This is a genomic window from Caloramator fervidus, from assembly GCF_900108045.1.
In the GTDB taxonomy this organism is placed as follows: Bacteria; Bacillota; Clostridia; order Clostridiales; family Caloramatoraceae; genus Caloramator; species Caloramator fervidus.
This window is the reverse complement of record NZ_FNUK01000004.1, coordinates 72,797-93,627: the sequence shown is the minus strand read 5'-3', so window position 1 is coordinate 93,627 and position 20,831 is coordinate 72,797. Positions and strand designations below refer to the sequence as shown.

Below are 20,831 nucleotides of genomic sequence, written 5' to 3'. Positions count from 1 at the left end.
CAAACATATATTGAATTAAAACTATTTTAATTAATACAACAGGATCTATGCTTGGTCTCCCATTATTTAAGCAATACATGTCCTTTACAAGATCATATATGAAATCAAAATTGATAGCTTTTTCTATTTTTCTAACTAAATGATCTTCTGGAACCAATTGGTCAACAGAGATAAATTCAACTTGTTCTCTACGAATTTTATCTTTGTTGATTGTTAGCATACTTATCCTCCTTTATTACTTCGTATATTATTATATTTCGACATAAAAAAAGAGAATCCTTTTTTTGTGATGGATTCTCTTTTTAAAATTATACTTTGTCAACAATCTGAAATCCCCTTAAAAAGGGGATTAAAATCTTTTAAGAATTTCTTCATCAAAGGGTTTTTTGCCTAAGTTACTTAAGGAGAAACCAATAGGTCCAAGATTTACAAGATTATTCATTTCTTTTGGCATAATATTTCTAGAGGTTTTATCATAAAGGGAGTTTAAATATTTGTCTTCGGGTAAAATGCTTATTGGGTTTAAAAGGTCAGGATTTTTATCCATAAAACCACCTCATTTTAAGTATTAAAAATATAATTTAAATATATTCGTGGAAAATGCTATAATCTAAAGTAAGAATATCCTTTAGGGGTGGTATTATGTCAAAGGAGCTTGTTTACGTAACTCGAGGCAATTTAGTTGAAAGCATTCACAGGGGGGACTTAGTTATAGTTAATTCTAAGGGCGAAGTATTAGCTTATGTTGGAGATCCTTTTAAAGTTACTTATGTAAGATCATCTGCAAAACCAATTCAAGCTATTAATGTATTTTTAAGTGGAGCATATGAAAAATTTAATTTTACGTATGATGAGATAGCTATAATGTGTGCTTCGCATTTTGGAGAAGATTATCACATTGAAACTATAATAAAAATTCTAAAAAAGATAGGTGTAAGTGAAGATAGTCTTTTATGTGGTGGAGGATATTCTATAAATAAAGATATAGCTTTAAAGCAGGCAAGGGACAATATAAAAATTACTCCTGTTTATTCTGATTGTTCAGGAAAGCATGCTGGTATTATAGCAAGCTGTATTGCTAAAGGGTATGATATTAAAGGTTATAATCTTATCTCTCATCCTGTTCAAAGGGATATATTAAAAGTAGTTTCAAAAATGTGTGAAATAAAAGAAGAAGATATAATTATAGGAATAGATGGATGTACTGTCCCTGTGTTTGGTATGCCTATCTTTAATTTAGCTTTAGCTTTTGCAAAAATAGCAAATCCTGATAAATTGGATAATAATTATAGATTTGCTGCAAGTGTTATTTTTAATTCTATGAATTCTTATCCACAAATGGTATCAGGAACAGGAGGATTTTGTACCGAGCTTATGAAAAATACAAAAGGAAAACTTATAGGAAAACTTGGAGCAGAAGCTGTGTATGCTGTTGGAATAAAGGACTTAGATATAGGAATTGCAGTGAAGATTGAGGATGGAAATTTTAGAGCTTTGTATCCTGTTGTTATTAAAATACTAGAAAGCCTTAATATATTAGATGATGAAGAAAAAAATACATTAAAGGAGTTCACTGTTATGGATAATAAAAACAGTATAGGAGAAAAAGTAGGAGAAATAAAGCCTATATTCACAATATAAAACCACATAGGAGTTGATGGTATGAAATTTAGATATTTTATTTTTATTGTTTTGATTGCTTTTTTAGTAGCTTTTTTATTCTGTTTTAAGACCTTTACAAAAACTTATAATAAAAATCAAGTTTATTTGATTATAAAGCCAGGTGATAGTATTAATAAAGTAGCAGATTTTTTGTCTAACAAGAAGGTTATAAAATCAAAAAAGTTTTTCTTATATTTTGCTAAAGTAAAGGGATATGATAAAGGCATAAAAGTAGGAAATTATATAATTCCTGAGAATAAAGATATAGATTTTATTTTAAAAAAAATAACTTCAGGGAAATCAGATTTTGCTATAGTTACCATTCCAGAAGGTTTTAATCTGTATCAAATTGCTAAAAGACTTGAAGATTTAAAACTTATGAAAAAGGAAGATTTGCTTTTAGCTAGAGTTTCTGATTTTGATAAAGAACACCTTATTAGGGTAAAGGATAACGTGTTTTATGAACTTGAAGGGTATATATATCCTGATACTTATTATATTCCTTATAGTCTTAACAAACGGGAAATAATAAAAATTATGTTTGATAGATTTTTAGATAAATATAAGCCTTATTTAGAAAGACAAAAGGAACTTAATTTATCTTTAGATGAAGTGATTACCATAGCTTCTTTAATTGAAAAGGAGGCTTATGATGATAAAGAAAAAAAGACTATATCAGGGGTTATATACAATAGGTTAAAAAGAAAAATGCCTCTTCAAATAGATGCTACTGTTATATATTCCATAACCAAAGGTGAAAGGCATATAAATAGGCTTTACTATAAAGATTATAAATTTGAATCACCTTATAATACCTATAAAATTATAGGACTTCCTCCAGGTCCTATAGCATCTCCTAGTATAAAATCCATTGAAGCTGCCCTTTATCCTGAAGAACATGATTATTTATATTATGTATTTACAGGTAAAGGGCATGTATTTAGTAAAACCTATGAAGAACATTTAAAAAATGTATCAAAATATATCCAGTAGGGTTAACCCTACTGGATATCTGAAAATTCAATTTGAATATTTTCTAGATAGTTTTCATTTTTTGTTATGGCTACTTCATCTTCGATTTCATATTTAGGAAGCTTTATTATAAATTCTGTTCCTTTGTTTTCTTCGCTATTTATAAAAATTTCTCCTTTGTGCATTTTAATAAATTCTTTTACAAGGGATAGTCCTATTCCACATCCTTCGTTTTTTCTTGTCATACATGGGTCAAGTTGCTTAAATCTATTAAATATCACGTCATGAAATTTTTTTGGAATACCAATTCCATCATCCTTAATCTTTATAATTAAATCATTATTTTCTTCTAGAATACATACGGAAATATTTACCTTTTCGTTTTTTGAAAATTTAACGGCATTTGATAAAATATTTAAAATAACTTTTTTTATTTTTTCAGGATCACAGGCTATATATTTTTCTTTAAAAGGGGAGCTAAATATTATGTTAATGTTTTTATTTTTTAAATAACTGTTTACAGATGAACAAATATTTTTAACTAAATCTATAATATCTGTATTTTTAATATTTAACTTCATAAATCCTGCATCTATGCTTGTGATATCTACTATATTATTAACTATTTTTATCAATCTATATACATTCTGCTTTAGAATAGGGAAAAAGTCATTAAAGCTTTGAATAAATGTATCCTTTTCCTTAAGTATTTCAATAAGTTGAATAGTTCCATAAATTACATTTACAGGAGTCCTAAGTTCATGGGAAACTCTAAGCAAAAAATCGCTTTTTAATTTTTCATATTCAAGTTTGTTTTGAAGTCTGGTATTTTCGTTAATAAATTTATTTATAATAGCCTCATCATTTTGAATTTTTTGAGACATTACTATTGATTCAGTAATATTACTTAGTATAACTGCAAAATAATTTTTTATAGAGAAAAAGTTTAGCTTATACCAAAGACTATTGTTATTCTCATCTATAAAGTTAATTTTTTCGATAGCATATTTGCAGTTTGTTTTAAGTTCCTGTATTATGAGATTTTTATCTAGATTAAAGGTATTAAATATGTCTGATTTTGAAGTTTTTATGAATTCCTCATACATATTGTTTTTCATTATTATATTTCCATTTAAGTCGAATATAGCAATTGCATTAGGACTTTTTAAAAATATTTCATTGAGGATGCATTTCAATTCTTTACATTCAATATCAACATTTTCCATACTATCACCTACTATTAAAAATTCAAGCATATAAGTATTTCAACATAATTTACATTTTTCCTGCAAATAAAATATCGCAACTTTTGACAAAAGTTGAGTTAAACATAGGTATTTTTTGGTTGTTTTAATTTGATTTATTCTTTAAAATATTAATAAATACTTTACAAGGGGTGTTAAAGTTGAATTTTTTAGCTTTAAAGATTGCATGGGATGTACATAAAGAACAGTTAAGAAAGGGTTCAAGGGACCCTTATATTATACATCCAATAGAGGTTGCAGTTATTCTTTATGAAAATGGAGCAGATGAGGATATTTTAAATGCAGCTTTGCTGCATGATACTATTGAAGATACAAAAGGAGATAAAAAGGAGCTTATAAATATAATAAAGCAAAATTTTAATAAAAGAACTTTAGATCTTATACTTGCAGTTTCAGAGCCTTTAAAGATAAGCGGAAGCTTAAGCCAAGAGGAAGAAATTAAAACATGGAAATACAGGAAAGAGCATACCATAGAATTTGTAAAAAATTCTTCAAGGGATGTTAAGATGCTAATATGTGCAGATAAGTTAAGCAATATAAGAAGCACATATAAAGAATATAAAAAGGTTGGAAAAAAAGTTTGGGAAAACTTTAATGCAGGATATAGGGAGCAGAAATGGTATTATTTAAGTTTAGTAGAGGCCTTATCTGAGCTTCAAGGTTTTAAAATGTATGATGAGTTTAAATGCTTGGTAAACGAAATATTTAATGATTAATTTTAGGTTATATTTACAAATATTTAAACATAGGGTAAATAATGTATAAAATTTGTTGGGGATGAGGGATATGGAAAGAAAATATACGATATATTTATCTGATATAAAAAGATATTTAAAAGGTGAGCATTTTGAAGCTTATAATTTTTTAGGAAGTAAGGTTACACAGTTTAAAGGGAAAAAAGGGGTTGTCTTTATAACCTTTGCTCCTTCTGCAAAGGAAGTTAGAGTGGTTGGAGATTTTAATAACTGGAAAGGTGAAAAACATAGAATGTTTAAAGTTTTAGATTCAGGCTTTTGGTGGTTATTTATAGAGGGATTAAAAGAAGGAGACTTGTATAAATATGAAATAGTAAAATATGATGGAACTAAAGTATTAAAGGCGGATCCTTATGCAAGGTTTTCAGAGATAAGACCTAATACGGCATCGATTGTATATGAAGGTTTAGAATATGAATGGAAGGATCAAGAGTGGATGGAGAAAAGAAAGAAGACAAATTATTTTGAAAGCCCTATAAATATATACGAAGTTCATCTTGGATCTTGGAAAAAAGATGGTCAGCATTTTTTAAATTATAGGCAAATAGCTGATCAACTTTCAAAATATGTAAGGGATATGGGGTATACTCATGTAGAAATTATGCCTATAATGGAACATCCTTTAGATGCTTCATGGGGATATCAAGTTACAGGGTATTATTCTCCAACAAGTAGATATGGAAGGCCAGAGGATTTTAAATATTTTGTAGATAAAATGCACAATGAAGGAATAGGGGTTATCTTAGATTGGGTACCAGGGCATTTTTGTAGAGATGAACATGGCCTTTATAATTTTGATGGAAATCATCTTTATGAAAGTGAAAATCCTCTTTTAGCAGATAATTACGATTGGGGAACTGCAAATTTTGATTATTCAAAGGGGCATGTTCAAAGCTTTTTAATCTCAAATGCCCTTTATTGGTTTAAGGAATTTCATGTAGATGGACTTAGAGTTGACGCAGTTGCTTCAATGCTTTATTTGAATTTTGGAAAGCCTAATTTTTACATAAGAAATAAAAAAGGTGGGATAGAAAATTTAGATGCCGTAGAATTTTTAAAAAAGCTTAATAAGGTTGTTTTTGAAAATATTGATAATCCTTTAATGATAGCAGAAGAATCTACAGCATGGCCTTTGGTTACTTATCCAACCTATGATGGAGGTCTTGGATTTAATTATAAATGGAACATGGGATGGATGAATGATACCTTAAGATATATGTCTATGGGTGAAAACTTAAGAAAAAATAATCATAATCTTTTGACTTTTTCCATGATGTATAATTACTCAGAAAATTTTATTTTACCCCTTTCCCATGATGAAGTAGTTCATGGGAAAAAATCTCTTGTTGATAAAATGCCCGGAAGTTACGAAGAAAAGTTTGCAAACCTTAGACTTTTATATGGATATATGATGTCTCACCCAGGAAAAAAGCTTTTATTTATGGGGGGAGAGATAGCTCAATTTATAGAATGGAGGTTTTATGAAGAAATTGAATGGTTTCTTTTAAAGTATCCTATCCATGATTCCTTAAAAAGATATGTAAGAGATCTTAACATATTTTATTTACAAAATAAAGCATTATGGGAACTTGATTATAAAAGGGAAGGATTTGAATGGATAGATGCAGATAATAGTCATCAAAGTGTTTTATCTTTCATAAGAAGGTCAAAAAATGAGGAGGATTTTTTAGTTATAATCTGTAATTTTGGAAGTGGGAAATATGAGAATTATAAGATAGGAGTTCCAAAAGGTTGTGAATATGTAGAAGTTTTTAATAGTGATAAAGATATTTATTCAGGTAGTAATTTTATAAACATCGGTTGCATAAAATCGCTAGAGGATACATGGCATGGTAGAGATTATTCAGTAAATATAAAAATAGCACCGTATTCATTTATAGTTTTAAAACCTAAAAAGGAGTGATTTTTGTGCGTAAAAAAGAAATAATTGCTATGATTCTTGCGGGGGGACAGGGGACAAGATTAAAGGCTCTTACAAAAAATAATGCAAAGCCTGCTGTTCCATTTGGAGGTAAATATAGAATAATTGATTTTGTTTTAAGCAATTGTGCAAATTCATCAATAGATACCGTTGGAGTTTTAACACAGTATCAGCCGCTTATTTTAAATGCCCATATTGGAATTGGTATGACGTGGGATCTTGATAGAAAGTTTGGAGGGGTTAGGATACTCCCGCCTTATCAACATGAAGCGGGAGGGAATTGGTACAAAGGAACTGCAGATGCTATATATCAAAATATAAATTACATAGATTATTACAATCCTGAATATGTTCTTGTTTTATCTGGTGATCACATATACAAAATGGATTACAATCCTATGCTTGAATATCACAAAGAAAAAAAAGCTGATTGTACAATAGCAGTTATTGAAGTTCCAATGGAGGAGGCAAGTCGTTTTGGAATAATGAATACCCATGAGGATGGAAGAATATATGAATTTGAAGAAAAGCCCAAAAAGCCAAAGAGCAACTTAGCATCTATGGGGATATATATATTTAATTGGAATAAGTTAAAGCATTTTCTAAAGGAGGATCAAAAAGATCCCACATCTTCAAATGATTTTGGAAAAAATATAATTCCTAAAATGCTTCAGGCTGGTGCAAAGCTTTATGCATATAGATTTTATGGATATTGGAAGGATGTTGGAACTGTTGAAAGTTATTGGGAAGCTAATATGGATCTTTTAAAGGAAGACTGTCCAATTGACCTTTATGAAAGTGTAAATAAAATATATGCCTTTGATTATTCTCTTCCACCTCAGTATATAGGGCCTGAAGCCTCTGTTAAAAATTCTATGATAGTTGATGGATGTATTATTTATGGAGAAGTTGAAAATTCAGTTATTTCAAGGGGAGTTTATATAGGGAAAAACGCAAAGGTTAAAGATTCAGTTATACTACCCAACGTAAGAATTGAAGATGGAGCAGTTGTTATAAAAAGCGTTGTCGGGAATGGGGTAAGAATAAGAGAAGGCATAAGAGTAGGTGATGGAAGCGAAATAGTATTAATACCTGAAAATAAAGATGTTAAGGAAAATATAATAAAAGGTTGATGGGGGGATAATATGCTAAGGGATTATATGGGGGTTATATTGTTAAATGAAGATGAAAGTAATATAAGAAGTCTTACATTAAATAGACCTTTAGCTAGCATCCCTATTTTTGCAAGATATAGAGTAATAGATTTTATTCTTTCTAATATGGTAAATAGTGGAATAACAAATGTAGGGATTTTTGTAAAAACAAATTCGAGATCTTTGGTGGATCATATAGGTTCAGGAAAACCTTGGGATTTAAATAGAAAAATTGATGGGCTTTTTATATTTAATTATACATTAAAACAGCTTGTTCAAGAGGATATCAATTCCTTTAAATATAACATGGAATATTTTTTTAGAAGCAAAAAAGAAAAAGTAGTTTTATCACGGTCAAGGATGATATGTAATATAGATCTTGAAAAAATTGCAATGGAACATGAAAAAAGCGGAGCAGATGTAACTATAGTTTATAAAAAAGTTGAAAATAGTGATATGTTTTTAAGCTGTGATGTTTTAAATATAAAAGATGGAAAGGTTATATCTGTTGGTAAAAACCTTGGAATGGGAGAGAAGATAAATGTTTCTATGGAAATTTTCTTTATGAGCAAAGAGTTTTTAATTCAAGCTATTTACAAGTGTATACAGGAAGGAAATTGTTCAAGCGTCATAGATTATGTATATAGACATGTAAGGGATCATGATGTTAGAGCTTATGAATTTGATGGTTATTTAGGATGTATAAATTCCATAGCTTCATATTATAAAGTTTCTATGGATTTTTTAGATCAAGATATTATGAAAGAACTTTGTAGTAAAAATGGATACATATATACAAAGTCCTATGATTCACCGCCAACAAAATATTTAAATGGATCTTTAGTTACAAATTCAGTTATAGCAAATGGAAGTATTATAAAAGGACTAGTTTCAAACAGTATAATAGGAAGAAGGGTGATTATAGAAGAAGGGGCAGAAGTAATTAATTCCATTATATTTTCAAGATGCATTATAGGGAAAAATGTAAAATTAAAAAATGTTATAATTGATAAAAATACAATAATTGAAGAGGATAAGGTTTTAATAGGGGATGATAAATATCCTATTGTAATAGAAAAGGGAAGTAGAATTTACTTATAGTGGGGGGATTATATGAAAGTTTTATTTGCAACTTCAGAAGTTTATCCTTTCTTAAAAACGGGAGGGCTTGCCGATGTATCTTTAGCCCTTCCTAAAGTTTTAAGAAAAAACGGTGTAGATGTAAGGGTTATAATGCCTAAGTATAAGGATATAAAATATGAATATAAAATGGCCATGAAACATTTATGTCATTTTAATGTTCAGTTGGGATGGCGAAATCAATACTGTGGGATAGAGTATTTAGAGTATCAGGGTGTTCCTTTTTATTTTGTAGATAATGAATATTATTTTAAAAGAGATGGAGCCTATGGGTATGGAGATGATGATGAAAGGTTTATATTTTTTAGTAGGTCAGTAGTTGAGGCTATAAATTATTTAGATTTTAATCCTGATATAATTCATTGCAATGACTGGCATACGGCAGCTATTCCTTTAGTTTTAAAAGCTCACTATTCTCAAAGTTTTAAACATAAAGATATAAAAACTATATATACAATTCATAACTTAAAATATCAAGGAATCTTTAAAAAGGATATACTTTGGGACCTTTTGAATCTTGATGATTATTATTTTACAGAGGATAGATTAAAATATTATGATGCAGTTAATTTAATGAAAGCAGGAATAATTTATTCTGATAAGGTAACTACCGTAAGTAAAACTTATGCAGATGAGATAAAAACCTCATTTTATGGAGAAGGGCTTCATGGGCTTTTAAGTGCATACTCTAATAAGCTTATTGGAATAATAAATGGAATAGATTATGATGAATATAATCCTAAAACGGACAAGTTTTTATACAAAAATTATGATGAAAATTCTTTTTACATAAAAAGAGAAAATAAAATAGAGCTTCAAAAAGAACTTAACCTGCCAGTAAATCCATATACTATTATGATTGGTATGGTTACAAGACTTACAAAGCAAAAGGGGCTTGATTTAATTGCAGAAGTCATTCAGGATATTTTGGCATTGGATGTTCAATTTGTTATTTTAGGGGCAGGGGATACGGTTTATGAAGATATGTTCCGTTATTATGCTTCTGTTTATCCATCAAAGATATCTTCTAATATAAAATACAGCGAAGAACTTGCAAGAAAGATTTATGCTGCATCCGATTTATTTTTAATGCCATCTTTGTTTGAGCCCTGTGGAATTGGACAGCTTATTGCTTTAAGATATGGAAGTTTACCTATAGTAAGGGAAACGGGAGGTTTAAAGGATACGGTAAAGCCTTATAATAGATTTACAGGAGAGGGAAACGGATTTTCCTTTGCACATTATAGTTCAAAGGAGATGCTTGATATAATAAAATATGCTATTTGGGTTTATAATAATGAGAAGGATTCTTTTGATAAACTTATATACAGGGCTATGACCTCTGATAATAGTTGGTGTGAATCAGCAAAAGTTTATGTAGATGTGTATAAAGCTTTATTACAGTAGGGGGAACTATGATGCAGCTTAGTAAGGAACAATTTAAAAAGGATTTTGAAAGAAAGCTTATAAGTCTTTTTGCAGAGGATGTAAAAGAAGCTTCAAGGTCTCATAAATTTATTGCCCTTGCAGAACTTGTAAAGGAATATGCTTTTGAAAGGTGGTTAAAGACCAATAAAAAATACTCAACTGAAGATAAAAAGCAGGTTTACTATTTTTCTATGGAGTTTTTAATAGGAAGGCTTCTTGAAAACAATTTGATAAATTTAGGAATTATAGATATAGTTAAAGAAGGGTTGGAAGAGTTTGGGATATCCTTTGAAGATATTAAACTTGAAGAGAAGGATGCAGGGCTTGGCAATGGAGGACTTGGCCGTCTTGCAGCCTGTTTTTTGGACTCAATGGCAACTCTTGGAATAGCTGGCCATGGCAACGGGATAAGATATAAATATGGGCTGTTTGAACAAAAAATAGTTAATGGATATCAAGTGGAAGTTCCTGATAACTGGTTAAAGGATGGATATGTTTGGGAAGTTAGAAGAAGAGATAAGGCATGTATTGTAAATTTTGGAGGTAATGTAAGATTTACTGTGGAAGACGGAAGGCTTAAGGCCATTCATGAGAATTATGAATCTGTTCTTGCAGTTCCTTATGATATTCCTATAATAGGTTTTAAAAATGGTGTTGTAAATACTTTAAGACTTTGGAGTGCTGAACCTATTGGTGAAGATTTTGATTTTTTTAGTTTTTCAATGGGAGATTATTCAAAGGCTATGGAATATAAATATTCTGTAGAGTCTATAACTTCCGTTCTTTATCCTGATGATAGGACTGAAAAAGGAAGGCTTTTAAGATTAAAGCAGGAATACTTTTTTGTAAGTGCAGGAATTCAAAGTATAATAAGAACTTTTAAGAAGAAGGGAAAGCCAATAACAGAGTTAGATAAATACGTTGCAATTCAAATAAATGATACCCACCCTGCCCTTGCTATTCCAGAACTTTTAAGAATTCTAATAGATGAGGAAAATTTGTCTTGGGAAGAAGCTTTTAAGATAACTGTAAATACAATATCTTATACAAATCATACTATAATGGCAGAAGCCCTTGAAAAATGGCCTATTGATATGTTTAAAAGTCTTCTTCCAAGGATTTTTACAATAGTTGAAGAAATAAATAGAAGATTTTGTTTAGATCTTATTGACAAATATGGGCATGATTTAGATAAAATAAACAAAATGGCTATTATAAGAGATGGATATATAAATATGGCTCATCTTGCTATAGTTGGAAGTCATTCTGTAAATGGAGTTGCAAAACTTCATACAAAGATATTAAAGGAAAAAGAACTTAAGCTTTTTAATGAATATTTTGAAGGCAAGTTTAATAATAAAACAAATGGAATTACCCACAGAAGATGGCTTTTACAAGCAAACCCAAGGCTTACTAAGCTTTTAAAAGAAACTATAGGAGAAGAGTGGATTAAAGATCCTAACAAGCTTATAGAATTAAAAAAATTTGCAAAAGACAGTTCAGTTAAAGAAAAATTTTATAAAATAAAACAGCAAAACAAAACTGACTTAGCAAAATTTATAAAGAACAAGTATGATATAACTGTAGATCCAAATTCTATATTTGACATTCAAGCAAAAAGACTCCATGGATATAAAAGGCAGCTTTTAAATGCTCTTTATATTTTGGATTTATATAATAGATTAAAAGAAGATAAAGGTATTGATATTTATCCAAGAACCTTTATATTTAGTGCAAAAGCCTTTCCAGGATATATTTTAGCAAAAGAGATAATAAAGTTTATAAATACGCTAGCAAATAAAATAAATTCAGATGACGATGTTAATGATAAAATTAAAGTAGTTTTTATTGAAAACTATGGAGTAAGCCTTGCAGAAAAAATAATTCCCTCTGCCAATGTAAGTCAGCAGATTTCAACAGCCTCTAAAGAGGCCTCTGGAACTGGAAATATGAAATTTATGATGAATGGAGCTATAACTTTAGGAACTTTAGATGGAGCTAATATTGAAATAAAAGATGCCGTTGGAGAAGAGAATATAATAATTTTTGGTTTGACGGCTGATGAAGTTATAAATTATTCTAAAAATGGAGGATATAGATCTTTAGATCTTTATAATAACAATCCTAGAATAAAAAGAGTTATAGATCAGCTTTTAAATGGATTTTTAGATGTTAGTCCTTCGGAGTTTATGAATATTTATAATCATTTGATTACCTATAACGATGAGTTTTTTGTATTAAAGGATTTTGAGGACTATTCAAAAGCACAGGATAAGATAGATAAGTTATATAGAGATAGAGATAAATGGAATGAGATGGCTATAATAAATGTTGCTGCTTCAGGACAATTTTCAAGTGATAATACTATAATTAGATATGCAAGGGAAATTTGGAAGGTTTTATAGTTTGAAAGGAGAGATTGCATGAAATATAGCATAGTTGCAACATGTGCCTTTGGAATAGAAGGTATATTAAAGGAAGAAATAATTAATCTAGGGTATAAAGATATAAAGGTTGATAACGGAAAGGTAGTTTTTGAAGGAGAAGAAAGAGATATTGCGAGGTGCAACATTTGGCTTAGAACTGCAGATAGGATTTTTATTAAAATTACGGAATTTAAAGCAGAAACCTTTGAAGAGCTTTTTCAAGGAACTAAAGCAGTAAATTGGGGGGATATTCTTCCAAAGGATGCAAAAATACATGTTGTTGGAAAGTCTGTAAAGTCTAAGCTTTTTAGTGTTTCTGACTGTCAGGCCATAGTTAAAAAGGCAATAATAGAGTCTATGAAAAACAAGTATAATATAGAGTGGTTTGAAGAGACAGGGGCTGAATATAAAATAGAAGTGTCCCTTTTAAAGGATATGGCCACTATATCTCTAGACACATCAGGAATTGGACTCCATAAAAGAGGTTATAGGCAACTTTCAGGAGATGCGCCTTTAAGAGAAACACTAGCTTCAGCCCTTGTTTATATAAGTAAGTGGGATCCAAAAAGAGTTCTTGCAGATCCTTTATGTGGTTCAGGAACTATTTTGATAGAGGCTGCTATGATAGGAAAAAATATTGCCCCAGGGATTAATAGACAGTTTGCTATGGAAAATTGGCCAAATTTTAATAAAAATGTTTGGATTGAGGAAAGGGAATTGGCAAAATCTAAGATGAATGAAGAAGAATTTCTACTTTTAGGTTCAGATATTGATGGAAAGATTTTAAAGGTTGCAAGGGAAAACGCTAAAAAGGCAGGGGTTGATAAGTATATAGCTTTTCAAAAACTTCCTGTTGAGGAGTTTAGATCTAGAAAAAAGTATGGGGTTATAATAACTAATCCTCCCTATGGGGAAAGACTTATGGAAAAAAGGGAAGTTGAAAAACTTTATAGAAAAATGGGGGAAGTTTTTTCAAAGCTTGACACCTGGTCATTTTTCGTTTTAACAGCTCATCCTGAGTTTCAAAGGTATTTTGGAAAAAAAGCTGATAAGAATAGAAAGCTTTATAATGGAAAACTTCTTTGTTACTATTATCAATATTTTGGACCTTTACCTAAAAAATAGGAGTGGAACCCACTCCTAAAAAGCTCCAAGTTCTGATTTAACCTGCTGAATATCCTGTAAAGATGCTTGTTGAGCAGCTTTATAATACCCTTTTTGTTCAGCTATTTTATAAAGATCGTATTGAAATTGTTCCTCTTGATTTCTAATTTGTTGAAAAATATTTCTAAGTTGTACATTTGAACATTGAGATATTGCATTTGCATAGATTAGTAAATTGTTATTTAGCATTGAAAGGGCATCGTTTACTATTACCTTTTCGTTAAACATTTTTCTACCTCCTTATTGTAAAAATGAAAGAAGTTTTTGCTTTGTGTTTCTTGCAGTTTGTGCAGCTTGGATAAACATCTGTTTTATTTGAGGGTCTGTTGCCATTTGGGCATAGGAGTCAAACTTTTGGGCTTCGATATCGTAAAGGTTTATAAGATGTCTTAAATTTTGAAGTTCTAATTGGTTAAGTTGAGACATAATTATTCTCCTTTCTTAATTTTTTATTTATATTTATTTTTTTCGACAAATTTTAAACTCATACAAAAAGGGGGATTTATGTGTTAAAAGCTTTGTTTACATATGATTATGGAAGTGAAAAAATTGATAAAATAAAAAGCTTAGGATATGAAGTAATATTAAAAAAAGAAAATGGTTTGGTTTATAGCGATGACTTAGCAGACGTTGAAGTTTTAGTTTGTTATGATCCCTTTTCAACTTTAGATATAACTAAAATGAAAAATTTAAAATGGATTCAGCTTTCAAGCATAGGAGTTGACCAAGCTCCTATTGATTATATTAAAGAAAAAGGAATTTTGCTTACTAACAATAAAGGTGGATATAGTATTCCAATTGGTGAATGGATAGTTATGAGCATACTTTTACTTGCTAAAAATAGCATGAATTTTTATGAAAATAAAAAGAATAAAAAATGGCAATTAGATACTTCTATTATAGAAATATATGGAAAAACGGTAGGTTTTATAGGAACTGGAAGCTTAGCAAAAGAGGCTGTAAAGCGTTTAAAGGGATTTGAAGTAAAGATATTAGGTGTAAATTCAAATGGAAGATACATAGAAGGTTTTGATATGTGTTTTTCAAAGGATAATGTAAATGAAATGTTAAAGTTTTGTGATTTTGTAGTTGTTACAATGCCATACACAAAGGAGACCCATCATTTTATAAATAAGGAAAGGTTTAAAGCCATGAAGGATGGGGTATATTTTATAAATGTTGCAAGGGGAAGTGTGGTGGATGAAAAGGAGCTTATTTTAAACTTAAAAAATGGGAAGATAAAGGCAGCAGCCCTTGACGTTTTTGAAAAGGAACCTTTAGATGAAAAAAGCCCCCTTTGGGATATGGAAAATGTTTATATAACTCCCCATAATTCTTGGGTTTCAGAGAAGAGAAATGAAAGAAGGTTTAATTTAATATACGAAAACATGAGAAGATATATAAAGGGAGAAAAACTATTGAATATTGTTGATTTGGAAAAAGGATACTGAAAATTTAAAAGATTTTAAATTTTATTGCAATTTTTATATTTGAAATGTTAAAATAAAAGAAAAAGCTTTGTGGGGGGTATCTTAATGGAAAGTGGACATTTAAAGAGAAAGCCTAAAATGTGGGAGGCTTTAATTCCTGTTGTTTCTCTTGTTGTTATCCTATCCATTTCAATTATAAAGTTTCAAGCTAGCCCACACATTCCTCTTGTTATTTCTGCTATTATAGCAGCTTTTATGGCATTAAAGGTTGGCTTAAAATGGGAGGATATTGAAAAGGGAATTATAGATACAATTGGAATGTCTATGCAGGCTATAATAATTCTTATGATAATAGGAACAGTTATAGGTGCATGGATTTTATCAGGAACAGTTCCTGCAATGATTTATTATGGTCTTAAAGTTTTATCTCCTGGAATATTTCTTGCAGCAACTTTAATTATCTGTAGTATAGTATCTCTTGCAACAGGAAGTTCTTGGACTACTGCAGGAACAGTAGGTATTGCTCTTATCGGTGTAGGTCAAGGTCTTGGAATTCCATCTCCTATGGTAGCTGGAGCAGTCATCTCAGGAGCATATTTTGGCGATAAAATGTCCCCGCTGTCAGATACAACAAATCTTGCCCCTGCTATGGCTGGTGCAACTTTGTTTGATCATGTAAGACATATGATATATACAACAGGCCCAAGTTATATAATATCTTTAATAGTTTATCTTATATTAGGTTCAAAATTTTCAGGAAGACAGCTTGATGTTCAAAGAATAAATGAGATTTTAAACGCATTAAGTAGCCAATTTAACATAAATCTTTGGCTTTTAATTCCACCTGTTGTTGTTATAATAATGGTTGTTAAAAAAGTTCCTGCAATTCCAGGTCTTTTATCAGGGACAGTATTAGGTTGTATATTTGCAGTTATATTCCAAAATAAAGGTTTTGGGGATATACTATCAGTTTTAAACGATGGATATGTTTCAGAGACAGGATTTAAATTAGTGGATGATCTTTTAACAAGAGGCGGACTTCAAAGCATGATGTATACAGTATCTTTGATTTTATGTGCTATGGCCTTTGGAGGTATAATGGAAAAAGCAGGATTCTTAGAAGTTTTAGCTGAAAAGTTATTAAGTTTTTCTGATAGCACAGGAGCCCTTGTTACAGCAACTATTTTTTCAAGTATATTTACAAACATAGTTGCAGGGGATCAATATCTTTCAATAGTTATACCAGGAAGAATGTTTAAAAAGGCTTTTGATAAAAAAGGTCTTCATCCAAAGAATTTGTCAAGGTGTTTAGAGGATGCAGGAACTTTAACTTCTCCTCTTGTTCCATGGAATACCTGTGGTGCTTTTATGATGGGAGCTTTAGGAGTTCATCCTTTTGCATATCTTCCATATGCTGTTTTAAATTTAGTTAATCCATTAGTTTCTATATTCTACGGATTTACAGGAATTACAATGGAAAAAGTAAAAGTGGAGCCTAAAAAAGAGTCTTCTCCTGTAAACGTATAATTTAAAAGCCCTAAAAGGTAATCCTTTTAGGGCTTTATTCATATATTGAAACAAATTTAATTGAATAAAGGTCGCACATAACTTTAAAGTTTGTTGAAAGTTCTCTTATAACCACATAGCTTATTCCAACTTCCAATAATATTCCTTCCTTGTCAATAAACAAATCTGTTCCAATTAAAAAGTCTATTTTTACCTTTTTTCCAATTTGAGTTCTTAGATAGGCTTGTGTATATCCTATATCTTTTAAAGTTGGTTCCATTTGTGCATCTACTTCACTTACTGGTTCAAAGGGCTGTTGTCTAAAGCATTCGTATGGACAAAACATGTAAGGAACAAAATAAGGGGATGGTGAAAAGTTCATTTCTTTTGTTTCGTTTACATGATTTTCTTTTTTAGACATAAGAAACCTCCTTATAAAATTGATTAAGTTTGAGCATACAAAGGGGTTGGAACATAAAAACAATGTTGAGCTATTCTTGTTATATATCTTCCAGTTTTGTTTGGTGGGAAATAATAGGCACATGTGGGCTTATACGGATTGTAATACCAAAGGGCAAAACCTATACCGGGATATTTGTTTCCAGCAAGAGCCCAATCGGCTATCCAATAATGATACTTATCAGGAGGTTTTGCCCATATATTTTGATAATTAGGTTTTCCATATACTTTTGTTAAACAGCAGGTGAATTGATAGGGTTGAAGGATGACTTTTCTTAAGTCTCCTTGGCATACTCTTCTATATTCCCCGTAAGGTACATTAACCCTATTTATAACAACCGTTGCTACTGCCTTCATTCCAATTTCTCCTTCTCCTTCAGCCTCGCACCTTACAAGTCTTGCAAGAAGTTCCCTTGGAGAGAAGGACATAAAAATCAACCTAAGAAGTGCTTTGATAATAATATATTCTTTAAATAATTTTTTTGTTACTTTTTTATTAAATTATATGATTTGTTTTTTTTAAAATTGTATATTTTGGTAATTTAAAGTAAAAAATATATAAGTGTAGGTTGGAGGTGATGTTTTTGAAGGTAGGTATTCCAAAGGGACTTTTATATTATAAATATAAACCTTTTTTTAATACTTTTTTTGAAGAACTAGGTGCTGAAATTATAGAATCTCCTGATACAAATAAAGATATACTGGATCTTGGATCTACATTATGCACAGATGAAGCTTGCCTTCCTATTAAAGTCTTTCACGGACATGTTGAAAAAATAAAGGATAAGTGTGATTTGATTTTGATTCCAAGAATAATGCAGATTTATAAACGAGAATTTATATGTCCTAAATTTTGTGGCATACCAGAAATGATTGAAAATAACATAGAAGATCTTCCTATTATTACAAAGGCACCTATTTATTTGTTTTCTAGTGATAAATTTTTTAAATGGGCTTATGAAACAGGAAAAATTTTAACTAAAAATTTTTTTAAGATACAAAAGGCCTTTGAAAGAGCTCAAAATGAACAAAAAAAATTTAAAGAAGGCATAAATGATAAAGGATATGCTTTAAAAGTTGCTCTTATAGGACATACATACAATATATATGATACTTTTATAAACATGAATGTAAAAAACAAATTAAATAAATTAGGTGTTGGAGTTATAACCCATGAAGTTGTGGATGATAATGTAAAATATTTAGAAATTAAGAAGCTTTTTAAAAGACCTTTTTGGACTTTTGCAAGGGAATATTATGGATTTATATCCTATGCCCTTAAAGAAAGTCTTATTGATGGAATAGTTTATTTATCTTCCTTTGCCTGTGGAATAGATTCAGTTATAGTTGAGCTTATAAAACTTGACTTTGAAAATGTTCCTTTTTTGCTTTTAAAAATAGATGAACATACAGGAGAGGCTGGTTTTGATACAAGAATTGAGGCTTTTGTTGACATGCTTTCAAGAAGGAAAAGGGGGAATCTTGCTTGAAAATTACCTTTCCTCATATGGGAAATGTTTATATAGCAGCTAAATTTTTAATGGATGGACTTGGTATAGATTATGTAATTCCTCCTCTTAATAGCAAAAGGGCTTTAGAAATAGGAACTTTATATTCTCCAGAGGAGATTTGTCTTCCCTTTAAGATTATGATGGGAAATTATATAGAAAGCATAGAAAAAGGAGCAGATACCGTTATTTTAACGGGAAGCTGTGGACCTTGTAGATTTGGAGAATATGCAGAGCTTCAAATGAAGATTTTAAAAAAGCTTGGGAAAAACTTAGATTTTATAGTTTTTGATCTTCCTTCGGATATAGGTTTTGATGAGCTTAAAAGAAGAATAGACAAAATAGCTTTAAAAAGTCCAAAAAATAAAAAGGAAAAAGTATTAGCTCTTTTAGATGCCTATAAGATAATTAACCTTATTGACAGCCTTGAGGCAAAGGCTAAATATAAAGCAGGCTATGAAAAGGAAAAGGGTGAATGTAAAAGATTATTAAATGAGTGTAAAAAAGAAGTTTTAAAAACAAATAATCCTAAAGAAGCCATAAGTATTTTAAAGGAATACCACAGAAGAATTGATAATTTAAAAATAGATAAAAGTAAGAATCCTATAAAGGTTGCAATAATTGGAGAAATTTATACAATAATAGAACCTTTTTCTAACTTATATATAGAGGATAAGCTTATGGATATGGGAGTTTCAACAAAGAGAACTTTAAGTCCAAGCTGGTGGGTTTATAATACTGTGCTTTTAAGCCCTTTAAAACTTACGGCAAGAAAAATTAGAAAATCTGCAAAAGAATATCTTCCAATAGGAATTGGTGGTCATGGTCAAGAATGTGTTGGAGAAGCTATATTATCCTATAAAGAAGGCTTTGATGGTGCCATTCAAATATTTCCATTGGGGTGTATGCCAGAGATAGTATCAAAGTCTATATTGCCATCTATATCTAAAGATAAGGATTTTCCAATATTAAGTCTTGTTGTTGATGAGATGACAGGAGAAGCAGGATATCAAACAAGAATTGAAGCATTTATAGACCTTTTAGAAAGGAGAAGGAGATATGTATTATCTAGGAGTTGATGTTGGTTCTGTTAGTACTGATATTGTTGTTATTGATGAAAATTATAATGTAATTGAGAGCATTTACTTAAGAACAAAGGGAAGACCTATTAAAGCTATTCAGGAAGGATTTAAAAGGCTTGAAGGTAAATTTAAAAATTCTGATATTTTAGGAGTTGGAACAACAGGAAGCGGAAGACATATTGCAGCTTTTTTAATAGGTGCTGATATTGTAAAAAATGAAATAACCTCCCATGCTGTTGCAGCTTTAAGTCTTGATAAGGATGTTAGAACTATTATAGAAATAGGAGGTCAGGATTCAAAGATTATTACTCTAGAAAATGGAATGATAACTGATTTTGCTATGAACACGGTATGTGCTGCAGGAACAGGCTCTTTTTTAGATAGGCAGGCAGAAAGGCTTGAAATACCAATTGAAGAGTTTGGAGATTATGCTTTAAAATCTAAAAATCCTGTAAGAATAGCAGGAAGATGTGCGGTTTTTGCAGAATCAGATATGATACATAAACAACAGCTTGGATTTGCAGTTGAAGATATTATAAAGGGGCTTTGTGAAGCTTTAGTTAGAAATTATCTTAATAACGTTGCAAAAGGAAAGGAAATTAAAAGCAAGGTGTTTTTTCAAGGAGGAGTTGCTGCAAATAAGGGTATGAAAAAGGCCTTTGAAGAAGCTCTGGGAATGGAGGTCATTGTACCAAAACATTATAATATGATGGGGGCAATTGGAGCTGCAATACTTGCAGCAGAAAGAAAAGAGAAAAGGACAAATTTTAAAGGTTTTGAAGTTGCTGATATAAATTATGCTACTGCAAGTTTTGAATGTAAAGGGTGCTCTAACCTTTGTGAAGTTGCAGTTATAAAATGTGAAGAAAAGGTAATTGGATATTTTGGTGACAGATGTGGAAGGTATAGTGGAAAAGTTGCTGTATAATTCTAGTTTA

21 protein-coding genes are annotated in these 20,831 nt (G+C 30.3%); 14 read left to right on the top strand and 7 right to left on the bottom strand.

All coding sequences use genetic code 11. The features are described from left to right. Together C4R78_RS02680 and C4R78_RS02675 are read right to left on the bottom strand one after the other, a co-directional pair. A partial coding sequence (locus tag C4R78_RS02680) for a transposase (protein WP_479722860.1) occupies positions 1–220 on the bottom strand: 220 nt, incomplete at its 3' end. Between the two features lie 129 nt (positions 221–349). Continuing rightward, on the bottom strand, positions 350–547 hold the full coding sequence (locus C4R78_RS02675; RefSeq protein WP_103895553.1) for a hypothetical protein: 198 nt from the start codon (positions 545–547) through the stop codon (positions 350–352). Positions 548–642: 95 nt separating this feature from the next. Here C4R78_RS02675 and C4R78_RS02670 point away from each other — a divergent pair, with 95 nt between their 5' ends. Continuing rightward, on the top strand, positions 643–1,641 hold the full coding sequence (locus C4R78_RS02670; protein ID WP_103895552.1) for an asparaginase: 999 nt from the start codon (positions 643–645) through the stop codon (positions 1,639–1,641). 21 nt (positions 1,642–1,662) lie between these two features. Next, the gene (gene mltG, locus C4R78_RS02665) at positions 1,663–2,655 is read left to right on the top strand and encodes an endolytic transglycosylase MltG (protein ID WP_103895551.1); all 993 of its coding nucleotides are present in this window, start codon (positions 1,663–1,665) and stop codon (positions 2,653–2,655) included. An 8-nt stretch (positions 2,656–2,663) separates the two neighbouring features. On the opposite strand, the gene C4R78_RS02660 is transcribed toward mltG, so the two are convergent. Further along, positions 2,664–3,890: a sensor histidine kinase gene (locus C4R78_RS02660; RefSeq protein WP_103895550.1), complete on the bottom strand. Its 1,227-nt coding sequence runs from the start codon at positions 3,888–3,890 to the stop codon at positions 2,664–2,666. A gap of 149 nt (positions 3,891–4,039) precedes the next feature. On the opposite strand from C4R78_RS02660, the gene C4R78_RS02655 reads away from it, so the two are divergent. The 7 genes from C4R78_RS02655 (at position 4,040) to C4R78_RS02625 (ending at position 13,869) form a co-directional block, all read left to right on the top strand. Continuing rightward, on the top strand, positions 4,040–4,615 hold the full coding sequence (locus tag C4R78_RS02655) for an HD domain-containing protein (RefSeq protein WP_159945778.1): 576 nt from the start codon (positions 4,040–4,042) through the stop codon (positions 4,613–4,615). 70 nt (positions 4,616–4,685) lie between these two features. Then, positions 4,686–6,578, top strand: a complete 1,893-nt coding sequence (glgB, locus tag C4R78_RS02650) for a 1,4-alpha-glucan branching protein GlgB (RefSeq protein WP_103895548.1) — start codon at positions 4,686–4,688, stop codon at positions 6,576–6,578. A gap of 5 nt (positions 6,579–6,583) precedes the next feature. Then, positions 6,584–7,729 (top strand): glucose-1-phosphate adenylyltransferase, encoded by a 1,146-nt coding sequence (locus tag C4R78_RS02645; protein ID WP_207654264.1) that lies wholly within the window; start codon positions 6,584–6,586, stop codon positions 7,727–7,729. Positions 7,730–7,741: 12 nt separating this feature from the next. Continuing rightward, positions 7,742–8,851, top strand: a complete 1,110-nt coding sequence (gene glgD, locus C4R78_RS02640; RefSeq protein ID WP_103895547.1) for a glucose-1-phosphate adenylyltransferase subunit GlgD — start codon at positions 7,742–7,744, stop codon at positions 8,849–8,851. 12 nt (positions 8,852–8,863) lie between these two features. Beyond that, a complete protein-coding gene (gene glgA, locus C4R78_RS02635) occupies positions 8,864–10,297 on the top strand; it encodes a glycogen synthase GlgA (protein ID WP_103895546.1) in 1,434 nt (477 codons plus the stop codon). Between the two features lie 11 nt (positions 10,298–10,308). Next, positions 10,309–12,723, top strand: a complete 2,415-nt coding sequence (locus C4R78_RS02630) for a glycogen/starch/alpha-glucan phosphorylase (RefSeq protein ID WP_103895545.1) — start codon at positions 10,309–10,311, stop codon at positions 12,721–12,723. Positions 12,724–12,741: 18 nt separating this feature from the next. Then, positions 12,742–13,869 carry a THUMP domain-containing class I SAM-dependent RNA methyltransferase gene (locus tag C4R78_RS02625; RefSeq protein ID WP_103895544.1) on the top strand — a complete coding sequence of 376 codons (1,128 nt, stop codon included), beginning with the start codon at positions 12,742–12,744 and terminating at the stop codon, positions 13,867–13,869. A 15-nt stretch (positions 13,870–13,884) separates the two neighbouring features. Here C4R78_RS02625 and C4R78_RS02620 read toward each other — a convergent pair whose 3' ends face one another. Beyond that, a complete protein-coding gene (locus C4R78_RS02620) occupies positions 13,885–14,136 on the bottom strand; it encodes a spore coat protein (RefSeq protein ID WP_103895543.1) in 252 nt (83 codons plus the stop codon). A 12-nt stretch (positions 14,137–14,148) separates the two neighbouring features. Then, entirely contained in the window at positions 14,149–14,334 is a 186-nt protein-coding gene (locus tag C4R78_RS02615; protein WP_103895542.1) for a hypothetical protein, read from the bottom strand. A gap of 80 nt (positions 14,335–14,414) precedes the next feature. Here C4R78_RS02615 and C4R78_RS02610 point away from each other — a divergent pair, with 80 nt between their 5' ends. Then, positions 14,415–15,359 (top strand): phosphoglycerate dehydrogenase, encoded by a 945-nt coding sequence (locus C4R78_RS02610; protein ID WP_103895541.1) that lies wholly within the window; start codon positions 14,415–14,417, stop codon positions 15,357–15,359. Positions 15,360–15,443: 84 nt separating this feature from the next. Continuing rightward, on the top strand, positions 15,444–16,865 hold the full coding sequence (nhaC, locus tag C4R78_RS02605; RefSeq protein WP_103895540.1) for a Na+/H+ antiporter NhaC: 1,422 nt from the start codon (positions 15,444–15,446) through the stop codon (positions 16,863–16,865). Positions 16,866–16,899: 34 nt separating this feature from the next. Here the strand turns inward: nhaC and C4R78_RS09705 are convergent, their stop codons facing one another. Together C4R78_RS09705 and C4R78_RS02595 are read right to left on the bottom strand one after the other, a co-directional pair. After that, positions 16,900–17,265, bottom strand: a complete 366-nt coding sequence (locus tag C4R78_RS09705; RefSeq protein WP_103895539.1) for a hypothetical protein — start codon at positions 17,263–17,265, stop codon at positions 16,900–16,902. Between the two features lie 23 nt (positions 17,266–17,288). Next, positions 17,289–17,732, bottom strand: a complete 444-nt coding sequence (locus C4R78_RS02595) for a cell wall hydrolase (protein ID WP_103895538.1) — start codon at positions 17,730–17,732, stop codon at positions 17,289–17,291. A gap of 155 nt (positions 17,733–17,887) precedes the next feature. Here C4R78_RS02595 and C4R78_RS02590 point away from each other — a divergent pair, with 155 nt between their 5' ends. From C4R78_RS02590 to C4R78_RS02580, 3 genes are read left to right on the top strand one after another with little or no spacing between them, the layout of a single operon-like run. Next, positions 17,888–18,793, top strand: coding sequence for an acyl-CoA dehydratase activase-related protein (locus tag C4R78_RS02590; RefSeq protein WP_103895537.1), 906 nt, complete (start codon positions 17,888–17,890; stop codon positions 18,791–18,793). After that, positions 18,790–19,890 carry a 2-hydroxyglutaryl-CoA dehydratase gene (locus C4R78_RS02585; RefSeq protein ID WP_103895536.1) on the top strand — a complete coding sequence of 367 codons (1,101 nt, stop codon included), beginning with the start codon at positions 18,790–18,792 and terminating at the stop codon, positions 19,888–19,890. Before C4R78_RS02590 ends, C4R78_RS02585 begins: the two co-directional genes overlap by 4 nt. Next, positions 19,871–20,821, top strand: a complete 951-nt coding sequence (locus tag C4R78_RS02580) for an acyl-CoA dehydratase activase (protein WP_103895535.1) — start codon at positions 19,871–19,873, stop codon at positions 20,819–20,821. The genes C4R78_RS02585 and C4R78_RS02580 overlap by 20 nt, the downstream gene beginning before the upstream one ends. Positions 20,822–20,831 lie beyond the last annotated feature (10 nt).